The organism is Gordonia sp. J1A, assembly GCF_055393515.1.
Map to the genome: position 1 here is coordinate 3,256,241 of NZ_AP041607.1, position 17,157 is coordinate 3,273,397.

Annotated in this window: 22 protein-coding genes; 10 read left to right on the forward strand and 12 right to left on the reverse strand. The window is 67.3% G+C overall.

Annotation, left to right across the window (positions count from 1 at the left end):
• Positions 1 to 29: 29 nt before the first annotated feature.
• From ACZ5QD_RS15185 to mftM, 6 genes are read left to right on the forward strand one after another with little or no spacing between them, the layout of a single operon-like run.
• The gene (locus tag ACZ5QD_RS15185) at positions 30 to 929 is read left to right on the forward strand and encodes a DUF7973 family transport facilitator (RefSeq protein WP_062367460.1); all 900 of its coding nucleotides are present in this window, start codon (positions 30 to 32) and stop codon (positions 927 to 929) included.
• Positions 929 to 1,903, forward strand: coding sequence for a LysR family transcriptional regulator (locus ACZ5QD_RS15190; RefSeq protein WP_006896790.1), 975 nt, complete (start codon positions 929 to 931; stop codon positions 1,901 to 1,903). The genes ACZ5QD_RS15185 and ACZ5QD_RS15190 overlap by 1 nt, the downstream gene beginning before the upstream one ends.
• Positions 1,890 to 2,666, forward strand: coding sequence for an enoyl-CoA hydratase-related protein (locus ACZ5QD_RS15195; RefSeq protein ID WP_006896791.1), 777 nt, complete (start codon positions 1,890 to 1,892; stop codon positions 2,664 to 2,666). Before ACZ5QD_RS15190 ends, ACZ5QD_RS15195 begins: the two co-directional genes overlap by 14 nt.
• Positions 2,659 to 4,629 carry an AMP-binding protein gene (locus tag ACZ5QD_RS15200; protein WP_062367461.1) on the forward strand — a complete coding sequence of 657 codons (1,971 nt, stop codon included), beginning with the start codon at positions 2,659 to 2,661 and terminating at the stop codon, positions 4,627 to 4,629. Before ACZ5QD_RS15195 ends, ACZ5QD_RS15200 begins: the two co-directional genes overlap by 8 nt.
• A 15-nt stretch (positions 4,630 to 4,644) precedes the next feature.
• A complete protein-coding gene (locus ACZ5QD_RS15205) occupies positions 4,645 to 5,646 on the forward strand; it encodes an acrylyl-CoA reductase family protein (protein WP_006896793.1) in 1,002 nt (333 codons plus the stop codon).
• On the forward strand, positions 5,646 to 6,497 hold the full coding sequence (gene mftM / locus ACZ5QD_RS15210) for a mycofactocin oligosaccharide methyltransferase MftM (RefSeq protein WP_082781296.1): 852 nt from the start codon (positions 5,646 to 5,648) through the stop codon (positions 6,495 to 6,497). Before ACZ5QD_RS15205 ends, mftM begins: the two co-directional genes overlap by 1 nt.
• A gap of 16 nt (positions 6,498 to 6,513) precedes the next feature.
• On the opposite strand, the gene ACZ5QD_RS15215 is transcribed toward mftM, so the two are convergent.
• The 8 genes from ACZ5QD_RS15215 to ACZ5QD_RS15250 form a co-directional block, all read right to left on the reverse strand.
• A complete protein-coding gene (locus ACZ5QD_RS15215) occupies positions 6,514 to 7,137 on the reverse strand; it encodes a PAS and ANTAR domain-containing protein (protein WP_433820574.1) in 624 nt (207 codons plus the stop codon).
• Positions 7,138 to 7,260: 123 nt separating this feature from the next.
• The gene (locus ACZ5QD_RS15220) at positions 7,261 to 7,554 is read right to left on the reverse strand and encodes a PRC-barrel domain-containing protein (protein WP_045538781.1); all 294 of its coding nucleotides are present in this window, start codon (positions 7,552 to 7,554) and stop codon (positions 7,261 to 7,263) included.
• Positions 7,551 to 7,904: a hypothetical protein gene (locus ACZ5QD_RS15225; RefSeq protein ID WP_433820572.1), complete on the reverse strand. Its 354-nt coding sequence runs from the start codon at positions 7,902 to 7,904 to the stop codon at positions 7,551 to 7,553. The genes ACZ5QD_RS15220 and ACZ5QD_RS15225 overlap by 4 nt, the downstream gene beginning before the upstream one ends.
• Positions 7,901 to 9,139, reverse strand: coding sequence for an NRAMP family divalent metal transporter (locus tag ACZ5QD_RS15230; protein WP_045538790.1), 1,239 nt, complete (start codon positions 9,137 to 9,139; stop codon positions 7,901 to 7,903). The genes ACZ5QD_RS15225 and ACZ5QD_RS15230 overlap by 4 nt, the downstream gene beginning before the upstream one ends.
• Positions 9,139 to 9,576: a hypothetical protein gene (locus tag ACZ5QD_RS15235; protein ID WP_045538779.1), complete on the reverse strand. Its 438-nt coding sequence runs from the start codon at positions 9,574 to 9,576 to the stop codon at positions 9,139 to 9,141. Before ACZ5QD_RS15235 ends, ACZ5QD_RS15230 begins: the two co-directional genes overlap by 1 nt.
• A gap of 55 nt (positions 9,577 to 9,631) precedes the next feature.
• Positions 9,632 to 10,384, reverse strand: coding sequence for a SigB/SigF/SigG family RNA polymerase sigma factor (locus ACZ5QD_RS15240; RefSeq protein WP_278125605.1), 753 nt, complete (start codon positions 10,382 to 10,384; stop codon positions 9,632 to 9,634).
• A 203-nt stretch (positions 10,385 to 10,587) separates the two neighbouring features.
• The gene (locus ACZ5QD_RS15245) at positions 10,588 to 11,016 is read right to left on the reverse strand and encodes a ChaB family protein (RefSeq protein WP_006896801.1); all 429 of its coding nucleotides are present in this window, start codon (positions 11,014 to 11,016) and stop codon (positions 10,588 to 10,590) included.
• 21 nt (positions 11,017 to 11,037) lie between these two features.
• Positions 11,038 to 11,910 carry an SDR family oxidoreductase gene (locus tag ACZ5QD_RS15250; protein WP_045538789.1) on the reverse strand — a complete coding sequence of 291 codons (873 nt, stop codon included), beginning with the start codon at positions 11,908 to 11,910 and terminating at the stop codon, positions 11,038 to 11,040.
• Between the two features lie 126 nt (positions 11,911 to 12,036).
• Here ACZ5QD_RS15250 and ACZ5QD_RS15255 point away from each other — a divergent pair, with 126 nt between their 5' ends.
• Positions 12,037 to 13,176 carry an alpha/beta hydrolase family protein gene (locus ACZ5QD_RS15255; RefSeq protein WP_464366911.1) on the forward strand — a complete coding sequence of 380 codons (1,140 nt, stop codon included), beginning with the start codon at positions 12,037 to 12,039 and terminating at the stop codon, positions 13,174 to 13,176.
• A gap of 7 nt (positions 13,177 to 13,183) precedes the next feature.
• Here ACZ5QD_RS15255 and ACZ5QD_RS15260 read toward each other — a convergent pair whose 3' ends face one another.
• Together ACZ5QD_RS15260 and ACZ5QD_RS15265 are read right to left on the reverse strand one after the other, a co-directional pair.
• On the reverse strand, positions 13,184 to 13,966 hold the full coding sequence (locus ACZ5QD_RS15260; protein ID WP_464366912.1) for a DUF4190 domain-containing protein: 783 nt from the start codon (positions 13,964 to 13,966) through the stop codon (positions 13,184 to 13,186).
• 24 nt (positions 13,967 to 13,990) lie between these two features.
• Complete coding sequence (locus ACZ5QD_RS15265; protein ID WP_169317717.1) at positions 13,991 to 14,140, reverse strand: hypothetical protein; 150 nt, start codon at positions 14,138 to 14,140, stop codon at positions 13,991 to 13,993.
• A 68-nt stretch (positions 14,141 to 14,208) separates the two neighbouring features.
• On the opposite strand from ACZ5QD_RS15265, the gene ACZ5QD_RS15270 reads away from it, so the two are divergent.
• Both ACZ5QD_RS15270 and ACZ5QD_RS15275 read left to right on the forward strand, forming a co-directional pair.
• Complete coding sequence (locus tag ACZ5QD_RS15270) at positions 14,209 to 14,739, forward strand: peptidylprolyl isomerase (RefSeq protein WP_006896805.1); 531 nt, start codon at positions 14,209 to 14,211, stop codon at positions 14,737 to 14,739.
• A gap of 125 nt (positions 14,740 to 14,864) precedes the next feature.
• Entirely contained in the window at positions 14,865 to 15,611 is a 747-nt protein-coding gene (locus tag ACZ5QD_RS15275; RefSeq protein WP_464366913.1) for a rhomboid family intramembrane serine protease, read from the forward strand.
• A 12-nt stretch (positions 15,612 to 15,623) separates the two neighbouring features.
• Here ACZ5QD_RS15275 and ACZ5QD_RS15280 read toward each other — a convergent pair whose 3' ends face one another.
• Both ACZ5QD_RS15280 and crgA read right to left on the reverse strand, forming a co-directional pair.
• A complete protein-coding gene (locus tag ACZ5QD_RS15280; protein ID WP_464367277.1) occupies positions 15,624 to 16,052 on the reverse strand; it encodes a PH domain-containing protein in 429 nt (142 codons plus the stop codon).
• Positions 16,053 to 16,160: 108 nt separating this feature from the next.
• Entirely contained in the window at positions 16,161 to 16,439 is a 279-nt protein-coding gene (gene crgA, locus ACZ5QD_RS15285; RefSeq protein WP_006896808.1) for a cell division protein CrgA, read from the reverse strand.
• 55 nt (positions 16,440 to 16,494) lie between these two features.
• Between crgA and ACZ5QD_RS15290 the strand changes: the two genes are divergently transcribed.
• Positions 16,495 to 17,145 carry an aminodeoxychorismate/anthranilate synthase component II gene (locus tag ACZ5QD_RS15290; RefSeq protein WP_464366914.1) on the forward strand — a complete coding sequence of 217 codons (651 nt, stop codon included), beginning with the start codon at positions 16,495 to 16,497 and terminating at the stop codon, positions 17,143 to 17,145.
• Positions 17,146 to 17,157 lie beyond the last annotated feature (12 nt).

Here is a 17,157-nt window from a genome sequence, read left to right on the forward strand (position 1 = left end):
CACGCCAGAACCTTATGTGAGGAACCACCATGACACTCACCGTGAGCGAACTCGTCGGTGCGGCCGGCGGGGGTGCGCTCGGAGCAGCGCTGGGCGCAATCGGCGCCTTTTCGCTGATGGGCGTGATAGTCGTCGTCGCAACGCTGATGACAGCGATCAGTCCAGACGCCGAACTCGTCCAGAACCTGGCGTTCGGGCCCGTCTTCGGTCCGCACGTGATGTTCGCCGGCGGCGCCGCCGCTGCGGCGTATGCGGCGCACATCCGTCGTCACGAATCCGGCCGCGACATCGCCAAGCCACTGATCACCTATGACGCGATGTCGATCATCGGGGTCGGGGCCGGCTTCGGAGTCGTAGGCCAACTGCTGGCCCGTGCAGTCGAGCAGCTCCCGACGTGGCATGCATCGGACGGTTCGGAGGTCGCATTGGTCGATTCGCTCGCGGTGAGTGTCGTGTTGACCGCGTTGATCGCCGCGGTGCTCTGGGCGCGTACGCCCGCGCCGGTGCGCCTCGAGTGGTTGCCCTGGCAGCACCGACTGTCGTCGGTGCTCGTCGTCGGCGCAGCCGGTGGGGCGATCGCCGGGTCGGTGTTTCTGGCATGGCCGCAGGACTCGCGGCCGATGGTCGGACTGTTTCTGTACGGCGCGTCTGCGGTGACCCTGTTGGCACTGGTGTTCGGCGCGGCGGTGCCGGTAACGCACCACCTCACTCTCCCCGCGGCTCTGGCGGCAGGTGTTGCAGCAGCGCACACCGGCGAGTCCACGTGGATTCTGGTGTCGGCTGTGCTCACCGGCATCGTCTCGTCGCTTGTCGCCGAGGGCTGGGCTCGGCTGATACTGGAACGCTGCAGGATCCATCTCGATCCGCCCGCCTTCGCGATCGCGGTCATGGCGACGCTGTTGGCGTTGATCAAGATCGGGGTCGCGTGATGGGTCCGGCTCGGCCATTGCACGGGAAGGTCGGCGCGGACGATCTGCTGATCCTCCTCGCAGTCGCACGCAACGGTTCCATCACCGGCGCCGCGGCCCGCCTCGACGTCGATCACTCGACAGTGAGTCGACACATCGCGCGGATGGAGAGAAAGGTGGGACGGCGGCTGTTCGACCGATCACCGAACCGATGGCAGCTCACGGAGACGGGACGCCGGCTGCGGGCTATCGGAGAACGGATTGAACACAGCATCGACGATGCGGTCCGGGTCGTCGACTCAGACCCCGGGGACGGAGTGTGCGGACCCGTACGCCTCCTCACTCCCGATGCCTTCGGTTCGTACCTGGCCCCGCATGCGCTCGCATCGGCACTGCGCAAGCACGGATCGCTGCGGATCGAGTTGCTCACGTCGACCACCCAACTCGATCTGCGCAATTGCGAGTACGACGTCGCCGTCTCGTTGGAACCGCCTCCCTCGCGCGCGGTCGTCTCTCGGAGCCTGTGCACCTATTCCTTGGGGCTGTTCGCGTCCGTGGAGTACATGGCGACGCACGGTCCGATCGCCGGAATCGAGGATCTGCGGGCGCACCCTCTCGTCTACTACCTCGACGGCTGCCTCGATATCGCCGCTCTGCGAGTACTGGACGGCCTCCTGCCCGGCGTATGCCCGCGGGTGCAGTCGAACAGCGTCGGCGCTCAGATTCAGTCGGTCCTCGCCGGTCACGGCATCGGATTGCTTCCGAACTACGCCACCTCATTCCATCCGGGCCTCGTGCCCGTGCTGCCCGACTGTGTCGCGGTCGGACAGCAGTACTGGATCGTCGTGCCTTCGGCGGTTCAGCGGGCGCCCCACGTCCGCGTCGTCGTGGACGCCCTGATCGAGAGGCTGTCCGGGCATCTCGACCCCTCATCCGCGTCCCCTGGCCAAAGTCCCTTCACACAAGGAGTTCTCCTCAGCGATGTCCGAATATGACACTCTTACTCTCGCCGTCGGCGATGACCGCGTGGCCCTTCTGACTCTGAATCGGCCCACGGCGCTCAACGCGTTGAGCTCGCAGATGATGCGGGAATTCACCGAGGCTCTCGACGAGGTGACACGCGCTGACGCTCGCGTCCTGGTACTCACAGGGGCCGGGCGGGCGTTCGCCGCAGGCGCCGACATCGCCGAGATGCGCGATCGCACGTTCGGAGAGATGACCGACGCCGACCATCTCTCCGCTTGGGAGCGGCTCGCAGCACTGCGTATTCCCACGATCGGTGCGGTCAACGGGTTCGCGCTCGGTGGCGGTTGCGAGATCGCCATGATGTGCGATCTTCTGTTCGCCGGTGAGGGCGCTTCGTTCGGACAGCCCGAGATCGCACTCGGGATAATCCCCGGCATCGGCGGAACGCAGCGGCTGACTCGCGTGGTGGGCAAGCCACAGGCGATGGATCTGATCCTCACCGGGCGTCGGATAGATGCCGATGAGGCCTTCCGTCTGGGTCTGGTCAGCCGTGTGGTACCCGACGACGAGGTTCTCGACTCGGCGATGACCGCCGCACGTCAGATCGCCGGCTTCTCCTCGAGGGCGGTCCGGGCGGCCAAGGAATGCGTGCTGCGCGCTGATCAGACATCGCTCTCCGAAGGTCTCCTCTTCGAACGCCGGTGGTTCCACTCGTTGTTCGCATTCGCAGACCAGACAGAAGGCATGACAGCGTTCCTCGACAAGCGTCCGGCGAGGTTCAGTGATGACTGACAATCGTCCATCCCAGGGCAACGAGCCCGATCGATACACGCGCGCAGCCGCCGACGCGGCACACGACCTCGGCCAGTTCTGGTTATCGGCGGCGCGTGACATCGACTGGGAGAACCGGCCACATGATCCGTTCCATGAGAGGACCGACGGCACCGCCGACTGGTTTCCCGGCGCGAGCATCAACACGGCCTACAACGCGCTCGATCGTCATGTCGCCGCAGGGAACGGTGACCGTGCTGCGCTCGTATATGTCTCACCGCTGACCGGCCGCGAAGAGACCATCACCTACGCACACCTGCTCGACGACGTCCGCCGTGCCGCGGGCGCGCTGAGCCGACTCGGGGTCGGCGTGGGAGATCGCGTCCTGGTCTACTTGCCGATGATCCCGGAGGCGGTGGTCACGATGCTGGCCTGCGCCCGACTGGGCGCGGTGCACGCGGTGGTCTTCGGGGGCTTCGGGTCCGCCGAACTGGCCGTACGGATCGACGATGCGCGGCCGACCGTGATCGTCACCGCGACCGGGGGCTTGGAGCCGGGACGAACGGTCCCGTACCTGCCGTTGCTCGATGCGGCGCTGGAGGAGGCCGGCCACTGTCCGCGGCACGTCATCGTCGTCGATCGGCCGGAAGTGCCTCCGCCCCCAGACAGGGTCGTCGTCTGGCCCGCGGACGAATGGGCCGAGCACGACTGGGCAGAGTTGCTGGCCTCGGCCGGACCAGTCGACCCGGTGCCGGTGCCCTCCGCGGCCCCGCTGTACATCCTCTATACGTCGGGCACCACTGGACTGCCGAAGGGAGTAGTCCGTGACAACGGCGGCCATGCGGTTGCCATGGCGTGGTGCATGCGTCATGTCTACGGCGTGGAGCCGGGGGACGTGGTCTTCGCCGCCAGCGACATCGGATGGGTGGTGGGCCACTCATTCATCGTCTACGGCCCCCTCATCGTCGGTGCGACGACTGTACTGTTCGAAGGCAAACCGGTGGGGACGCCCGACGCCGGTGCGTTCTGGGACATCGTCGAACGGTATCGGGTCAACGTGCTCCTCACCGCACCGACCGCGATGCGTGCTGTTCGGCGCGAGGACCCGAATGGAACCATGCTCGCCGAGCGCGATCTGTCCAGCCTGCGCGGCTTGTTCCTGGCCGGGGAGCGTCTTGATCCGGACACTCAGCGCTGGTTGGGTGAGGTGCAGTCGTCTCCGGTCATCAACAACTGGTGGCAGACCGAGACCGGATGGCCCGTGATATCGAATTTCCTCGGTCTGACGTACTTCGAACCCCGTCCGGGTTCGTCGACCAAGCCCGTTCCCGGCTTCACTGTGGAGATCCTGGGACCCGACGGCGATCCGGTTCCCCAGGGCCGAGAAGGAGCAGTGTGTCTGCGTCTCCCGCTGCCTCCAGGCGCACTGATCGGCATATGGGGTGATGAGGGCCGACTGGCGCAGACCTATCTGACGGAACATCCCGGCTTCTACAGTTCCGGCGACGGAGGCTGTATCGACGCCGATGGTTACGTCTACATCCTGGGCCGGACCGACGATGTCATGAACGTCGCCGGCCATCGAATGTCGTCCGGGCAGATAGAGGCCGCGATCTCAGAGCACCCTGGTGTGGCCGAGTGCGCGGTCGTCGGAGTCCGCGACGAGCTGAAGGGTCAGCGCCCGCACGCGATTCTGGTGCCGGCCATCGACTACACGGACCGGACAGGCGAATTGCAGAGTGATGTTGCGACGCTGGTGCGCAACAGAGTCGGTCCGATCGCATCGCTCGGCGGAGTCCACGTAGTCGGCGCACTCCCGAAGACCCGGTCGGGCAAGATCGTTCGCCGCTGCCTTCGCCAGCTACTCGACGGCGCAGATCCAGATGTCCCACCCACGATCGAGAACCCGGCCGTCGTCGCCGATCTCGTACGAATTCTCGATACGCGGCGCGCGAATGACCCAGCACGCCGCGGCAACACCTAATTCCAGGAGGAATACATGTCCACTTTCCAGGCCCTCACGGCCGTTCTCGACGAGGACTCGATCCGCGCAGAGTTCGCCGACCGCGAGCGGCAGCCCCTTAGTCCAGGCGACCTGCGTCTCGAGATCGCCTATTCGAGTGTGAACTTCAAAGACGCTCTCGCATTCGCGCCTCGCGGGGGAGTGGTCCGCAACTACCCGATCGTCCCGGGAATCGATATCGCAGGTGTGGTCACCGAGTCGGCGTCACCAGACTTCGCGGTCGGCGACCACGTGATCGCCCATGGTTACGAGATCGGCACCGCTCGCGATGGTGGTTACGCTCAGGAATCTGTGGTTCCGGCCGACTGGGCGGTGAAGCTGGAGACCCTGACATTGCGCGAGGCCGCCACGATCGGCACCGCGGGTTTCACTGCTGCGATGAGCGTTGCCGCAATTCTCGACTGGGGCGTCGCGCCTGCTTCGGGGCCGGTGATTGTCACCGGCGCCACTGGTGGAGTGGGTTCGGCAAGTATCGATCTGCTGGCCGCAAAGGGATTCGACGTGGTCGCGTCGACGGGGAAGTCGACAGAGGCAGACCGTTTGCGCGCATACGGCGCGAGTGAGGTCATCGGTCGTCTGCCCTTGGATCCGGACGCTAAGCCGCGCCCCCTCGGCCGTGCGCGGTGGGCCGCGGCGGTGGACTGCGTCGGGGGCGCCACGCTGGCCGACATTCTCAGTACCACTCACTACGGAGGCGTGGTCGCGGCCAGCGGACTGACGGGCGGCGCCCAGCTCAGTACCACGGTCATGCCGTTCATTCTGCGCGGAGTCGGCCTTCTCGGCATCGACTCGGTGCAGATGCCGATCGATCGTCGGCGTGCACTGTGGCGTCGGATCGAAACCGAATTGAAGCCGCGCAACCTGGACTCGATCGGAGTCGGTGTGCACATCGGGGAAGTGCCGGACGTCGTCGAACGCCTGCGTCGAGGTGAGTTCACCGGACGCGCGGTGATCGACATGAGCCGGGGGTGGCCGTGATGGAACTGCTGAACGCATCGGTACCGCGCCTGGAGCCCGGTCGGGTGAAAGTACGCGCCGCACGCCGTGGCGAGTTGCTCGAGGGCGACGGACTGCTGTCGTGGTTCGTCAGCCAGGACGGAAGCATCTCCCTGGTACACAACTTCACCCCGACCACCCTCCGTGACGACACGCTGGTGGGCGCGCTCTCCTCGTTGGTCGACATCGGGGCTCTGGCGGGACAGGCCGAGTTCGAAGCGGCGGCCGTGGAGATCATCCAGACGTCCGGCCCTACGGCGTCGCAAGGATGGAAGGCCTTCTACGACAACACCCTTCGCAGTCTCAGTGACGGCACAGCGACCTTCGCACCGATCCACCGACGTGCGCGGTCGCTCGTCGAGGGCGAATCGGTTCTCGAGGTCGGCAGTTGCTTCGGCTTTCTCGCTATCCAGTTCGCGCGGGACGGCAGAGCCGTCTCCGCATGCGATGTGAGTCCCGGTGCGATCTCGTTGTTGGACGACGCGTCGCGTCGGTACGGGCTGAGCGTGAACTGTGAAGTCGCAGACGCGACTGCACTGCCTTATCCGAGCGCGAGCGTCGACACGGTGACTCTGATCCACCTCCTCGAGCACCTGGAGTCGGCAGAGGTGCTCGCCGCGGTCTCCGAGGCCCTCCGAGTCGCTCGCCGCACGGTGGTCATTGCGGTGCCTCTCGAAGAGACGCCGAGCGAGCACTTCGGTCACCGGCAACGGGTCACGATGGAGACGCTTCATTCGTGGGCAGATCAGGTCGCACACGCAGGAGCGGAGGTATTCGCCGATCATGGCGGCTGGTTGGTGCTGAGGCCTGTTTCGGAACCAGTCCAGTCCTGACAGTCCTCCGGCCGGCCTAACGGCGACCGAGCACGATCAAGTCGAACTCGCTTCGGGTCTCCCGCGGCATCTGGGCGTTCCGGATCGCGGATTCGACGATCGCGTCGCACAGATCCTTGAGCTTGATGTTCTCCTGTTGTGATCGCCAGCGCAGCACGTCGAAGGCGTGCTCGGCGGTGACCCCGTAGACCACCATCAGCATCCCCTTGGCCTGCTCGATGGTGGCGTGCGACTGCCGGAAGTCTTCGATGTGCGCGGCCACCTCGGCGCGGACGGTCTCGTCGGGAACGGTGACGTCGACGTAGTAGCCCTCCGTGCCGATCGGGGTTCCCGACCCGCCGTCGAAGGTACGGCCGATGACGGTCACGTCATGGACTCGCCCCTGCACGTCGATGATTCGGTGGCGGCTGGACAGGTGCGTGTGTTCCCGGTGCACCCGGGTCAGTTCGTATTCGAAGGCACCGCGGTCGTCGGGGTGCTTATGACTGATGATGAGTTCCGTGGTCGGTTTCACGCTGCCGGGCCGATAACCGTGCATGCGAGCCACCTCGTCGGACCATTCCCATTCGTCGGTCGCGAACAGATACCGGAAACTGCCGACCCGGGAGTCCTGGTCGTGCTCAGTGGTGTCCCCGGTCATCACAGCCCCTTCTCGGGTTGCGGTCCGCGCACGCACGAAGCGTTCGGCGACCCAATCATTCGGATGCGAACGATGTGAGTTCAACATCTACCACGCGGGCGGGGCTCGGACCCGGCGTCGGCGTCAGTCGGCGCCGGGCCGGACCGTCACGACGTCGTCGTCGACGGAGACGACGTCGCACCACGGGATCAGCCGGGACCCGCGCTCGCGCCATCTCAAGAGCCGCGCGATGATCGAGGGCCGCACGCCGTCGAACCGGTACGAGCCGAAGAACGAGGCTCGAGGCCGCCGGCCGACGACGAGTCCGGCGATCAGCAATGCGCCGCCGTCGTCCTCCCGCAGGCGCACATCCATCACCCGTCCGATCGATCGGCCGTCGCACCGGACCTGCGTGCCGAGGAGTGTCGAGGCCCTCATCGCCGGCCTCCGGAGCCGGGGATGCGGGAGACGATCTGATCGCGGAACCACCGTTCGGGCCAATTCGAGAGCAGGTCCTCTCCGCTGCCGGTCAGCTCGACCGTCACTCCCACGTCGGCGATCGCCTCCGCCGGGATCGATTCCAGCGCGGTGGTGTCCGGTGTTTGCGCCACCAGCCGGTCGAGCAGGGCCCGCCCGGTGAGCAGGGCCACCACTCGTGGCGTCTGCCCATCGGGCGACATGTCGAACTCCACGTCGTCGACCACACCCACCGGCACGCCGTCACAGTCGATGATCTGGCGATCGAGGAGATGCACCCGTAGATCGAGGGTGCGTTCGGAGTCCGTCATCGGCCCGCTCCCGTCGCGATCATCAACGGGATCGCCGCCGCCGACGCCACGAGGACGACGCCGAGGAAGATCAGGCCGAAGAAGTTGGTGACCCGGCCGTTCACTTGGTCGCCCATGTACTCGGGGTCGTTGGCCACCACGAGGATCGGCAGATAGGTCAGCGGCAGTGCCACCGCGGAGAAGACCACCGAGTACTCGGTGACGGCGATCGGATCGACGCCGGTGGCGAGAATCGCCGCGGCGATGAGGATGAACACGCCGATGGTCACGTGGAATCGGGCGGCCTCGCGCGGCGGGCGGGACGCCCCCCACGACCACCCGGCGTACTGGGCCAGTGCGTAACCGGTCGACAGGGCCGTCTCGAGTGCGGCGCCAGTGGTCGCCGCGAGGATTCCGACCAGCGCGAAGCCGACTGCGACCAGGCCCCCGGCCTGCGCCACCGGAAGCATCAGTGCCGACAGGGAGTCGACCTCGACCGACATCGGCTGGAAGGCCACCGCAGTGACACCCATGATCGCGAGGGCGCCGAGACCGCCGAGCGGGAATCCGACGAAGACGTTCAGCCGCATGCGCCGCAAGTCGCGGGCTCCCCAGCGTTCCTCCACACCGCCCGACGAGAAGAAGAAGACTTCGTACGGTGTCATCGCGGCGCCGAACAGCGCGATGGCGTAGTACCAGTACGCCGGAACCGTCTCGTCTTGCGGCACCGCGGGAACCAGATCGCCGGCGAGCTCCGGCGCCGGCCGCAACAGGAAGAAAACGACGGCGAAGACCATCAGGAACAGTCCGAGCAGACCGGTGACATTCTCCATCGCCGAATACTTCGCTCGCCAGAGGATGATCCAGACCCCGAAGGCTGCGACCGGGATCCAGAGGAAGGGCGCCACACCGCTGACCAGCTGCAGAACCAGCGCGATGCCGCCCAGTTCGGCCGTGAGGGTGAGGCCGGTGACCGCCAGCGAGGCGAGCAGGTTGAGCCCGCCGACTCGAGGTCCGAGACGCTCGCGAATGATCTCGAACGTCGCCCGGCCGCTGCACGCCACCACTCGCCCCGACATCTCGGCGAACAGGATGATGCCGACCACGCCCACCGGAACCACCCACGCGAGAGACAGACCGAACCGCGAGCCGACCACTCCGTCGGTGACGATGTCGCCGATGTCGAGAAACCCACCGATCGCGGTGAGGATCCCGAGTGACGCGGACGTGATGCGAATCTTGTTCTGCTGCAACATCATCGACCACCACTGACGTCTTCGGACAGCGTGTCGAGGCCGGATGCGACCCGCTCGAGCCGACGTTGCGCGGACTTCGCGGCCGCGGATCCCGGGTCGCCGAGCAGCACGCCGCGAGCCTCCACCGCGGCTTCGACCGACGAGGCCAGAGCCGCGTGCACTCGCGCCCGGACCCGCTCGTCATCCGCCGACTCGACCTTCAGCGCGACGATGATCCCCTGAGCTTCGAGCGCATGCGAGACGGCGTCGTCGAGCACGACGCGGGCGGTGGGGCGCAGCAGGTTCCGCTGATTCCACTCGTCGATTCCCCAGGCTGCGGTCAGCACCGCCGACCTCGAGCTGCGCAGCGATTCGGCGAACTCACCCGCCGGTCCTCCCGGAGCACTGGCGCAGGCGCAGATCCCCACCGCGGTCACGATCGCGCAGACGGCTGCCACCGTGCGCCGCGCAGTCCTCCGCCGTCGTGACGGCGTACCGGTCACCGGCACCCGATCAGGCGATCTGGGTGCGCAGCTGACCCAGCGAGGACGCCAGAAGACGAGAGACGTGCATCTGAGAGATACCCATTCGCCGCGCGATGTCGCTTTGTGAACGACGCTCGAAGAACCTCATGCCGACGATCCGCCGGTTCCGTTCGGGGAGGCGGCGCAAGGCCGGCCGGAGAGTGAGCGAGCGTTCCACTTGCTCGTAGCCGGGCTCGTCGGAGCCGACCGTCTCGAGCAGCGAGCGTGCGTCGTCGGTACCCGACGTGCTGCCGTCGAGAGAGACGGTGGACTGCGCGGCCGACGCGGCCTGCGCACGTCGTACAGCGGACTCCGGCTCGTCGAGCGCCTCGGCGATCTCGGCGACGCCGGGCATGCGTCCGTGTGCCTGGGCGAAGGACTCCTCGGCCTCCCTGATTCGGCTGCGGAGTTCACCGGCGCTGCGTGGAATCCGGATCGACGCCGATCGGTCGCGGAAGTGCCGTCGCACCTCGCCGGTGATGGTCGGTACCGCGAAGGACAGGAAGTCGGTCCCCATCGAGGGATCGAATCGGTCCACCGCGTGCACCAGCCCCACGCGCGCCACCTGGATCAGGTCGTCCATCGACTCTCCGCGTTCGCGGTACCGCTGGGCGATGTGTCCGGCCAGCGGCAGACAGGCTTCGATCGCCTCGTCGCGGAGACGGTCGTTCCGCGGGTCGGTGACGGGGATGTCCGCGCGTCGGCGCAGAAGTTCACGGACACGGTGGTACTCGTCGGTCATCTGCTGAGCTCCTTTGATCGCACTCTCGCCGTCGCGCGGCGGGTCCGAAAAAGGAGCGGCCGCGCACGGCGGATCGGAGAGTTCTTGCTCGACGAGAGCGGGAGAATCCGCCGCTCAATCGTCTGCGGGAACCCGGCTGTGCGTTCAACCGAGTGATATCGACCCTACCGACCGGGCAGGTCCGCGACAACCGCTTGAAGGGATCAATCCTTCTTTCGCGCCGAACGCGTCGCCTTGCGGTTCGCCTTCTCGATGGCGTCGACGAGTTCCGCCTTCCGCATACGCGACCGACCCCGGATGTCGAGCTTGCGGGCGACGTTCATCAGATGCTCCTTGGTGGCCTTGGTGTCCACTCCGCCGGCGCTCTTGCCCGATGGATTGGGCCCGCCGCTCTCGTCGCGGGAGTCGGACGGTCCGCGCCTGCTCTTGGCCTCCCAGTGGTCGCCGACCTTCTCGAACGAGTGCTTCAGCGCGCTGTAGGCCACCCGATGCGCTCGCTCTTCCGAGCCGTACTCCTCGAGCGCCGCATCATGGGCCTCGGCGAAGGTGCGCTGAGCCTTGGCGGGCGATCGTTTGATCGTGTCGGGGAGTTCGGACTTCTTCGGTCGGTTCTTCTCATCGGTCTTGGGCATGACCGTCACCTTCCTCTCGGATCAGCCGGGCAGTGTCTCGCCGCCGGTGGGCGCGAGAACCTCTCCCGTGTAGTACGACGACAAGCGGTCTGCGGCGAAGAAGACGTACGAGGGCGCGATCTCATCCGGCTCCGCGGCGCGGCCGTACGGGGCCTGCTCGCCGAACCCCTCGACCTGGTCGGGAGGCATGGTGGCCGGGATCAGCGGTGTCCAGACGGGACCGGGCGCGACGCAGTTCACCCGGATCTCGCGATCGAGCAGGGCCTGCGCGAGCGAGAAGGTGAGGGCGTGCACTGCGCCCTTCGCGGCCGAATAATCGATGAGCTTGCGGTTTCCCCGCAGACCGTTGATCGAGCCGGTGTTCACCACCGTCCCGCCCGGCGTCAGATGCTCGAGAGCCGCATGAGTGGTGTGGAAGACGGCCGCGACGTCGACGGCGAAGGTACGGTTCCACTGCTCTGCAGTCAGCTCCGCGAAATCGTCCACCACCGTCTGAGTGCCCGCGTTGTTCACCAGCAGGTCCAGGCCGCCGAGGGCGTCGACGGTGCCGTCGACGATCCGGCGGCATTCGGCGGCTTCGCCCAGATCGGCTCGCAGGGCGACGCCGCGTCGTCCGGTCTGTTCGACCAACGCGACGGTGTGCTCCGCGTCCGCGTCCTCAGACAGGTAGGCGATCGCGACGTCGGCGCCCTCCTTCGCGAAGGCGACGGCCACCGCGCGTCCGATGCCCGAGTCGCCGCCGGTGACCAGTGCGCGCCGGCCCTCGAGCAGACCGCTCCCGACATAGCCGCGCATCTCGTCCTTCGGCTGCGGATCCATGTCCGCGGTGTCGCCGGGATACGCGATGTTCTGCCGCGGCGCGCCCGCGCCGCTGCGTTCGGTGCTTGCGTTCATGGTCGAGGCTTCCCGGTACGCCCGCTTCTGAAACATTCGCCAGTGAGCCCGACGGTACTCGGCCGCCGCCGTCGGATCCGCGGAATCGCGGGTACGTCGAACGGCCGACACGTACCGTCGACGAACATGAGATCGGGTATTCGCGGAACACTGGCGGGCCGAATCTTCGTGCTGGTGGCGCTGGTGGGGACGGCCCTGGCGCTCGTGCCGGGGACCACTCGGGCGGCGCCGTCGAACTCGGCGGGTTCGGTGATCGACGTGGTGACCCGACCGCCCGGCTGGCGCGGTCTCCAGAACGGCCGCGCCATCGACTACTGGACTCAGGACCCGCAGGGACGACCGGTACCGACCAGCGGCGCACTGTTCGTACCGGCCGGACCGGCGCCGAAGGGCGGCTGGCCGGTGGTGGCGTACACGCACGGCACCTCCGGATACGGTCCCGGCTGCGGAGGCCAGAGCGCACCGGACGCCGAGCCGAATCGGTACATCACCCGCCTCGTGCACTCCGGCTACGCCGTGGTCGCCACCGACTACGTGGGCTTGGGCCGCTTCGATACAGGCGTTCACCCCTACCTGAACACTCGCAGTGAGTCCGCCGCGACCATCGACATGCTGCGCGCGGCCCGCAGCGTCGAACCCGCGCTCTCGAACCGCTGGGCCGTGACGGGCGATTCGCAGGGTGGCCAGGCCGCACTGGCGACCGCGCATCGACAGCGGTGGTACGGCCCGCGCACGGACTTCCGCGGCACCGTCTCCCTCGATCCGGAGTCGGACGTCGAGAAGGTCATGCCCTTCCTCGGCCCGTACATCCCGGCGATGCCGACACCGCTGAACGGCTCGTACAACTTCCTGCTCGCGATTCTCGCGGGCCTGCGAGCGGCCGACCCCGCTGCGGACGTGAACACCTATCTCACCCCGAAGGGGGAGGCGCTCGTCGATCAGGTCGGCCGGACATGCGACGGTCCGGCCGTCGACCCGGGGATCGCCTTCGGTTCGCTGCTGTCGCGGCCGCTGGGCACCGGGCCGCTGGCACCCGCGCTGATGAAGTACATGGCGGTGCCGGTGTCGGAATACGACGCGCCGATACTGCTCCTGCTCAACACTCGGGACACCACCGTGCCGTCACCGCTGCACGCCAAGCTCGCGGCGGACTTCGCACTCAATCGAGTCGATTACCGAATGGTGGTGGGCAACGGCTCACACACCGACATGGACGCCGCCCAGTGGGCAGCGTTCGACCGCTTCTTCGCGACTCACTTGAAGTGAGTCTGAGTCAGATCAGAATCCACAGGTACGCGAGCAGGCCCAGGACCACGAAGACGATCCACAGCCATCCGATGATGATGGCGGCGGTCGCGAACTCGCGGCCGAGCTGCCGCTTCGCATCGATCTGCCTGCGGGTCTTGTAGCCCAGCCAGATGCCGACCGGCGACAGCAGACCGATCGCGGACAGGACGAAGGCGATCACCGCGTTCCAGTTCAACGGGGCGGCGACTGACGATCGAGCGGTCGATGCGTTGGTCACGGGCTGGGAGTCCTTGTCGGTGACGGGCGACGGCTTGGCCGGTGCGGGCGCGCCGGCCGCCGGAAGGGCGGTGGTGGGGTCGGGTCGCTGCTGATCGCCGACCGCCGAGTAGGCGAGTGCGGGTCCCGCACCGGGGCGTTGACCGCCGGTGGGAGGAGGGCTGTTCGGCGGCGGAGAGCCCGCCGGCCGTTGCTGCGCCGGAGGCGGGGGAACGCTGCCCGGGCGGGGCGGTGCCGCGCTCGGAGACGGACCTCCCGGCCGGGCCGCCGACGGCGCCGGACCGCCGGTGGGCCGGACCGTCGGCGGTGGCGTGGGCGCCTGCGGAGTGGGGGTCGGTGCACTTGCGTGACTCGGCCGCCCCGGCGGGCCGGCGGGAGCGGGTCGCTGCCCGGGTGCCGTGTTGGGGGCGACCGGCGGCTTCTCCCACGGCGCGGCCTGCCGGCCGGGCTGCGGGGTCGGCGGTGCCGGGGGCGTCGAACCCGGTCCCGGAGCGGGATTCGGGCTCTGATCGCGCGAGTCGTCGGAAGTCACGATCTACAAATTACCTGTCGGCGGTCAGTCACCGCTCCCGCGCACGTCTTCGATACGCGGTACCGCGGCGGCGACGGGCGGATGCGCGGTCCGCGACCGACGCAGCACCACGGTGATGGCGGTCAGCAGGAGAAGCAGCGTGGAGGCGAGGGCGACCAGGAGTTTGTTCGGCATCCGTCCAGCGTGCCAGGAGGCACCCGGTGCACGCCACTGCCGGTCACGGTCGGCGCCGACGTGGTTTCATGGAGCGTGTGAGTGAGCAGAACAAGACCGCGACCCTGCACACCAATCGCGGCGACATCGTCATCGAACTCTTCCCGAACCACGCGCCCGTGACCGTCGAGAACTTCGTCGGGCTGGCCGACGGCTCCAAGGAGTACTCCACCCAGAACGCGAAGGGCGGCACCAGCGGGCCGTTCTACGACGGCGCCGTCTTCCACCGTGTGATCGACGGATTCATGATCCAGGGCGGCGACCCGACCGGCACCGGCCGCGGCGGCCCGGGCTACCAGTTCAAGGACGAGTTCCACCCGGAGCTCCAGTTCGACCGCCCGTACCTGCTCGCGATGGCCAACGCGGGACCCGGCACCAACGGCTCGCAGTTCTTCATCACCGTCGGCCCGACCCCGCACCTGAACCGTCGCCACACCATCTTCGGCGAGGTCAAGGACCCGGCGTCGCAGGCCGTCGTCGACGCGATCGCGACCACCGCGACCGACCGCATGGACCGTCCGGTCGACGCCGTCGTGATCGAGAGCGTCGAGCTCAGCTGAACTTGACCCAGACCTGTTACCGGCACCCCGACCGCCCGACAGCGCTGTCCTGCACACGCTGCGGGCGGTCGGCCTGTCCGGACTGCCTCCGGCCCGCCTCCGTCGGGCAGCACTGCGTCGACTGTGTGAACGAGGCCAACGCCACCGCCCGTGTACGGACCGACGCTCCCGTCGTCGACGCCTCGGCCGCCGCCCGCAGACCGATCGTCACGTACGGTCTCATCGCGGTGAATCTGGCGGCGTTCATCGCTGTGGTGCTGCAGGCGGGCGGGACGTCGAACCTGCTCCTTAAGTCGAGCATGATGCAGCAGGGCGCCCTGGTCACCGGACTCGGTCTCGAGAACGAGTACTGGCGACTGCTGACTTCCGGCTTTCTGCACTGGTCGATCCTGCATGTGGCGATGAACATGATCTCGCTGTACCTGATCGGCGCCGATCTCGAACGCGTCCTCGGTCCGGCCCGCTATCTCGCGGTCTACCTGATCGGCCTCTTCGGCGGCAGTGCGGCGGTGGTGGCGCTGGGTCCGGAACTCGCTGCGACCGCCGGCGCGTCGGGTGCGATCTACGGACTTCTGGGTGCGCTGCTGATCGTGGTCATCCGGCTCAAACTGCCCGCGACCACGCTGATCACGGTGATAGTGCTGAACGTGGTGCTCTCGCTCAGCATTCCGGGTATCTCGATCTGGGCGCACTTGGGCGGTTTCGTCTTCGGAGCTGCGAGCGCGGCCGCGATCATCTGGCTCCCGGTCAAGGTACTGCCGCCCGAGAAGCGGACGTATCAGCAGGTCACGCGCGTCGGGTGGATCGGTCTCGTGGCGCTTCTCGTGATCGCGCTGGCGATCGGAACCGGGTTCGCCGCAGCCATCGGCTGAGCGCTTCGGTTCTCAGTTCGTCGAGTCCTTCACCGGCAGGCCCGCGGCGCGCAGCTTCTCGGCCACGGCTGCCGGCTCCTCGCCGAGATCCCACCGGCCGAACACCAGCAGGCGGTCGTCCGGCAGGTCGATCACCAGTTGGCGGCTGCGTCCCACGATCCGCCGCGTGGTCAGCACCGACACCGCGGCGATATCGCCTGATCCGAGGCGGACGGTTGCCCGGAGCGTTCGCACTTCCAACTCCGGACCGTCGAGCAGGACCAGCCGCGGTCTGCGGAGCAGGGAGACCGCGCCGGAGACGATCAACGCCACCGCGGCCAGCCCGATGAAGACCATCGCGGGCGGTTCGGCGTAAGACGCGGCCGCCGCGGCGCCCAGCGCGATGCCCGCTCCCACGAGTGCGAGGGCGGCGGGAAGCGGCGTCGCCCACTGTTCATGCACAGCCAAGTCGTTGTTATCCACAGGATCTATCCACAGTGGGGATGAATAACATGTGTGTCATTTCGGCAGCGGCAGTCGCGACCTGGGACTTCGTCGTTTCGGCAGCGGTCAGCGCCAACCCATGGTCATCAACAGGCCGACGACCATGAAGCCGAATCCGATCAGCATGTTCCACGGGCCGAGCGAGGTCATCCAGTCGAGCGCCGAGTACTTCGCCGTCGACGCGCCGAGGTAGTACACCATCAACCAGACCAGACCGATGAGCATCAGGCCGAACATGACGATCTGGTACCAGAGGCCGGACGGTCCCGCCTTCACCTTCACCGGAGTGCGGCTCGCGGTGTTGATGGTGTAGTCGGTCTTCTTCCGGACTTTTGACTTAGGCATATGTCTACGGTAACTGAGTCGAAGCCCAGGTGGGGAACCCGTTAATCTGGACGACGTGCGCATCCTCGTCATCGACAACTACGACAGCTTCGTCTACAACCTGGTCCAGTATCTGGGTCAGCTGGGTGTGGATGCCGTCGTGTGGCGCAACGACGACGAGCAGCTGGCCGACCTGCAGAAGGTGGTCGGCGAATTCGACGGAATCCTGCTGAGCCCCGGGCCCGGAACCCCCGACCGTGCGGGTGCCACCGAGCCGATCATTCCGGTCGCGACTGCCGCGGGCACCCCGATCCTGGGCGTCTGCCTCGGCCACCAGGCGATCGGGGAGGCGTTCGGCGCCACCGTCACCCGGGCACCCGAACTCCTTCACGGCAAGACCTCGCTCGTCTTGCACGACGGCGTGGGTGTGCTGGAGGGACTGCCGCAGCCCTTCGTCGCGACCCGGTACCACTCGCTGACGGTGGCACCGGAGACGATCCCGGACGAACTGGAGGTGACCGGCCGCACCGAGACCGGCATCGTCATGGCGATGCGGCACCGGGAGCTGCCGATCCACGGAGTGCAGTTCCACCCGGAGAGCGTGCTGACGCAGGGCGGTCACCGGATGCTGGCGAACTGGCTCCGGATCTGCGGCCTCACAGTTCCCGAGGGCAGGGTCGCCGAACTCGAAGATCAGATGGCGAAGGCGCTGGCCGGCGCCGAGTAGCCGGCGTCCCGG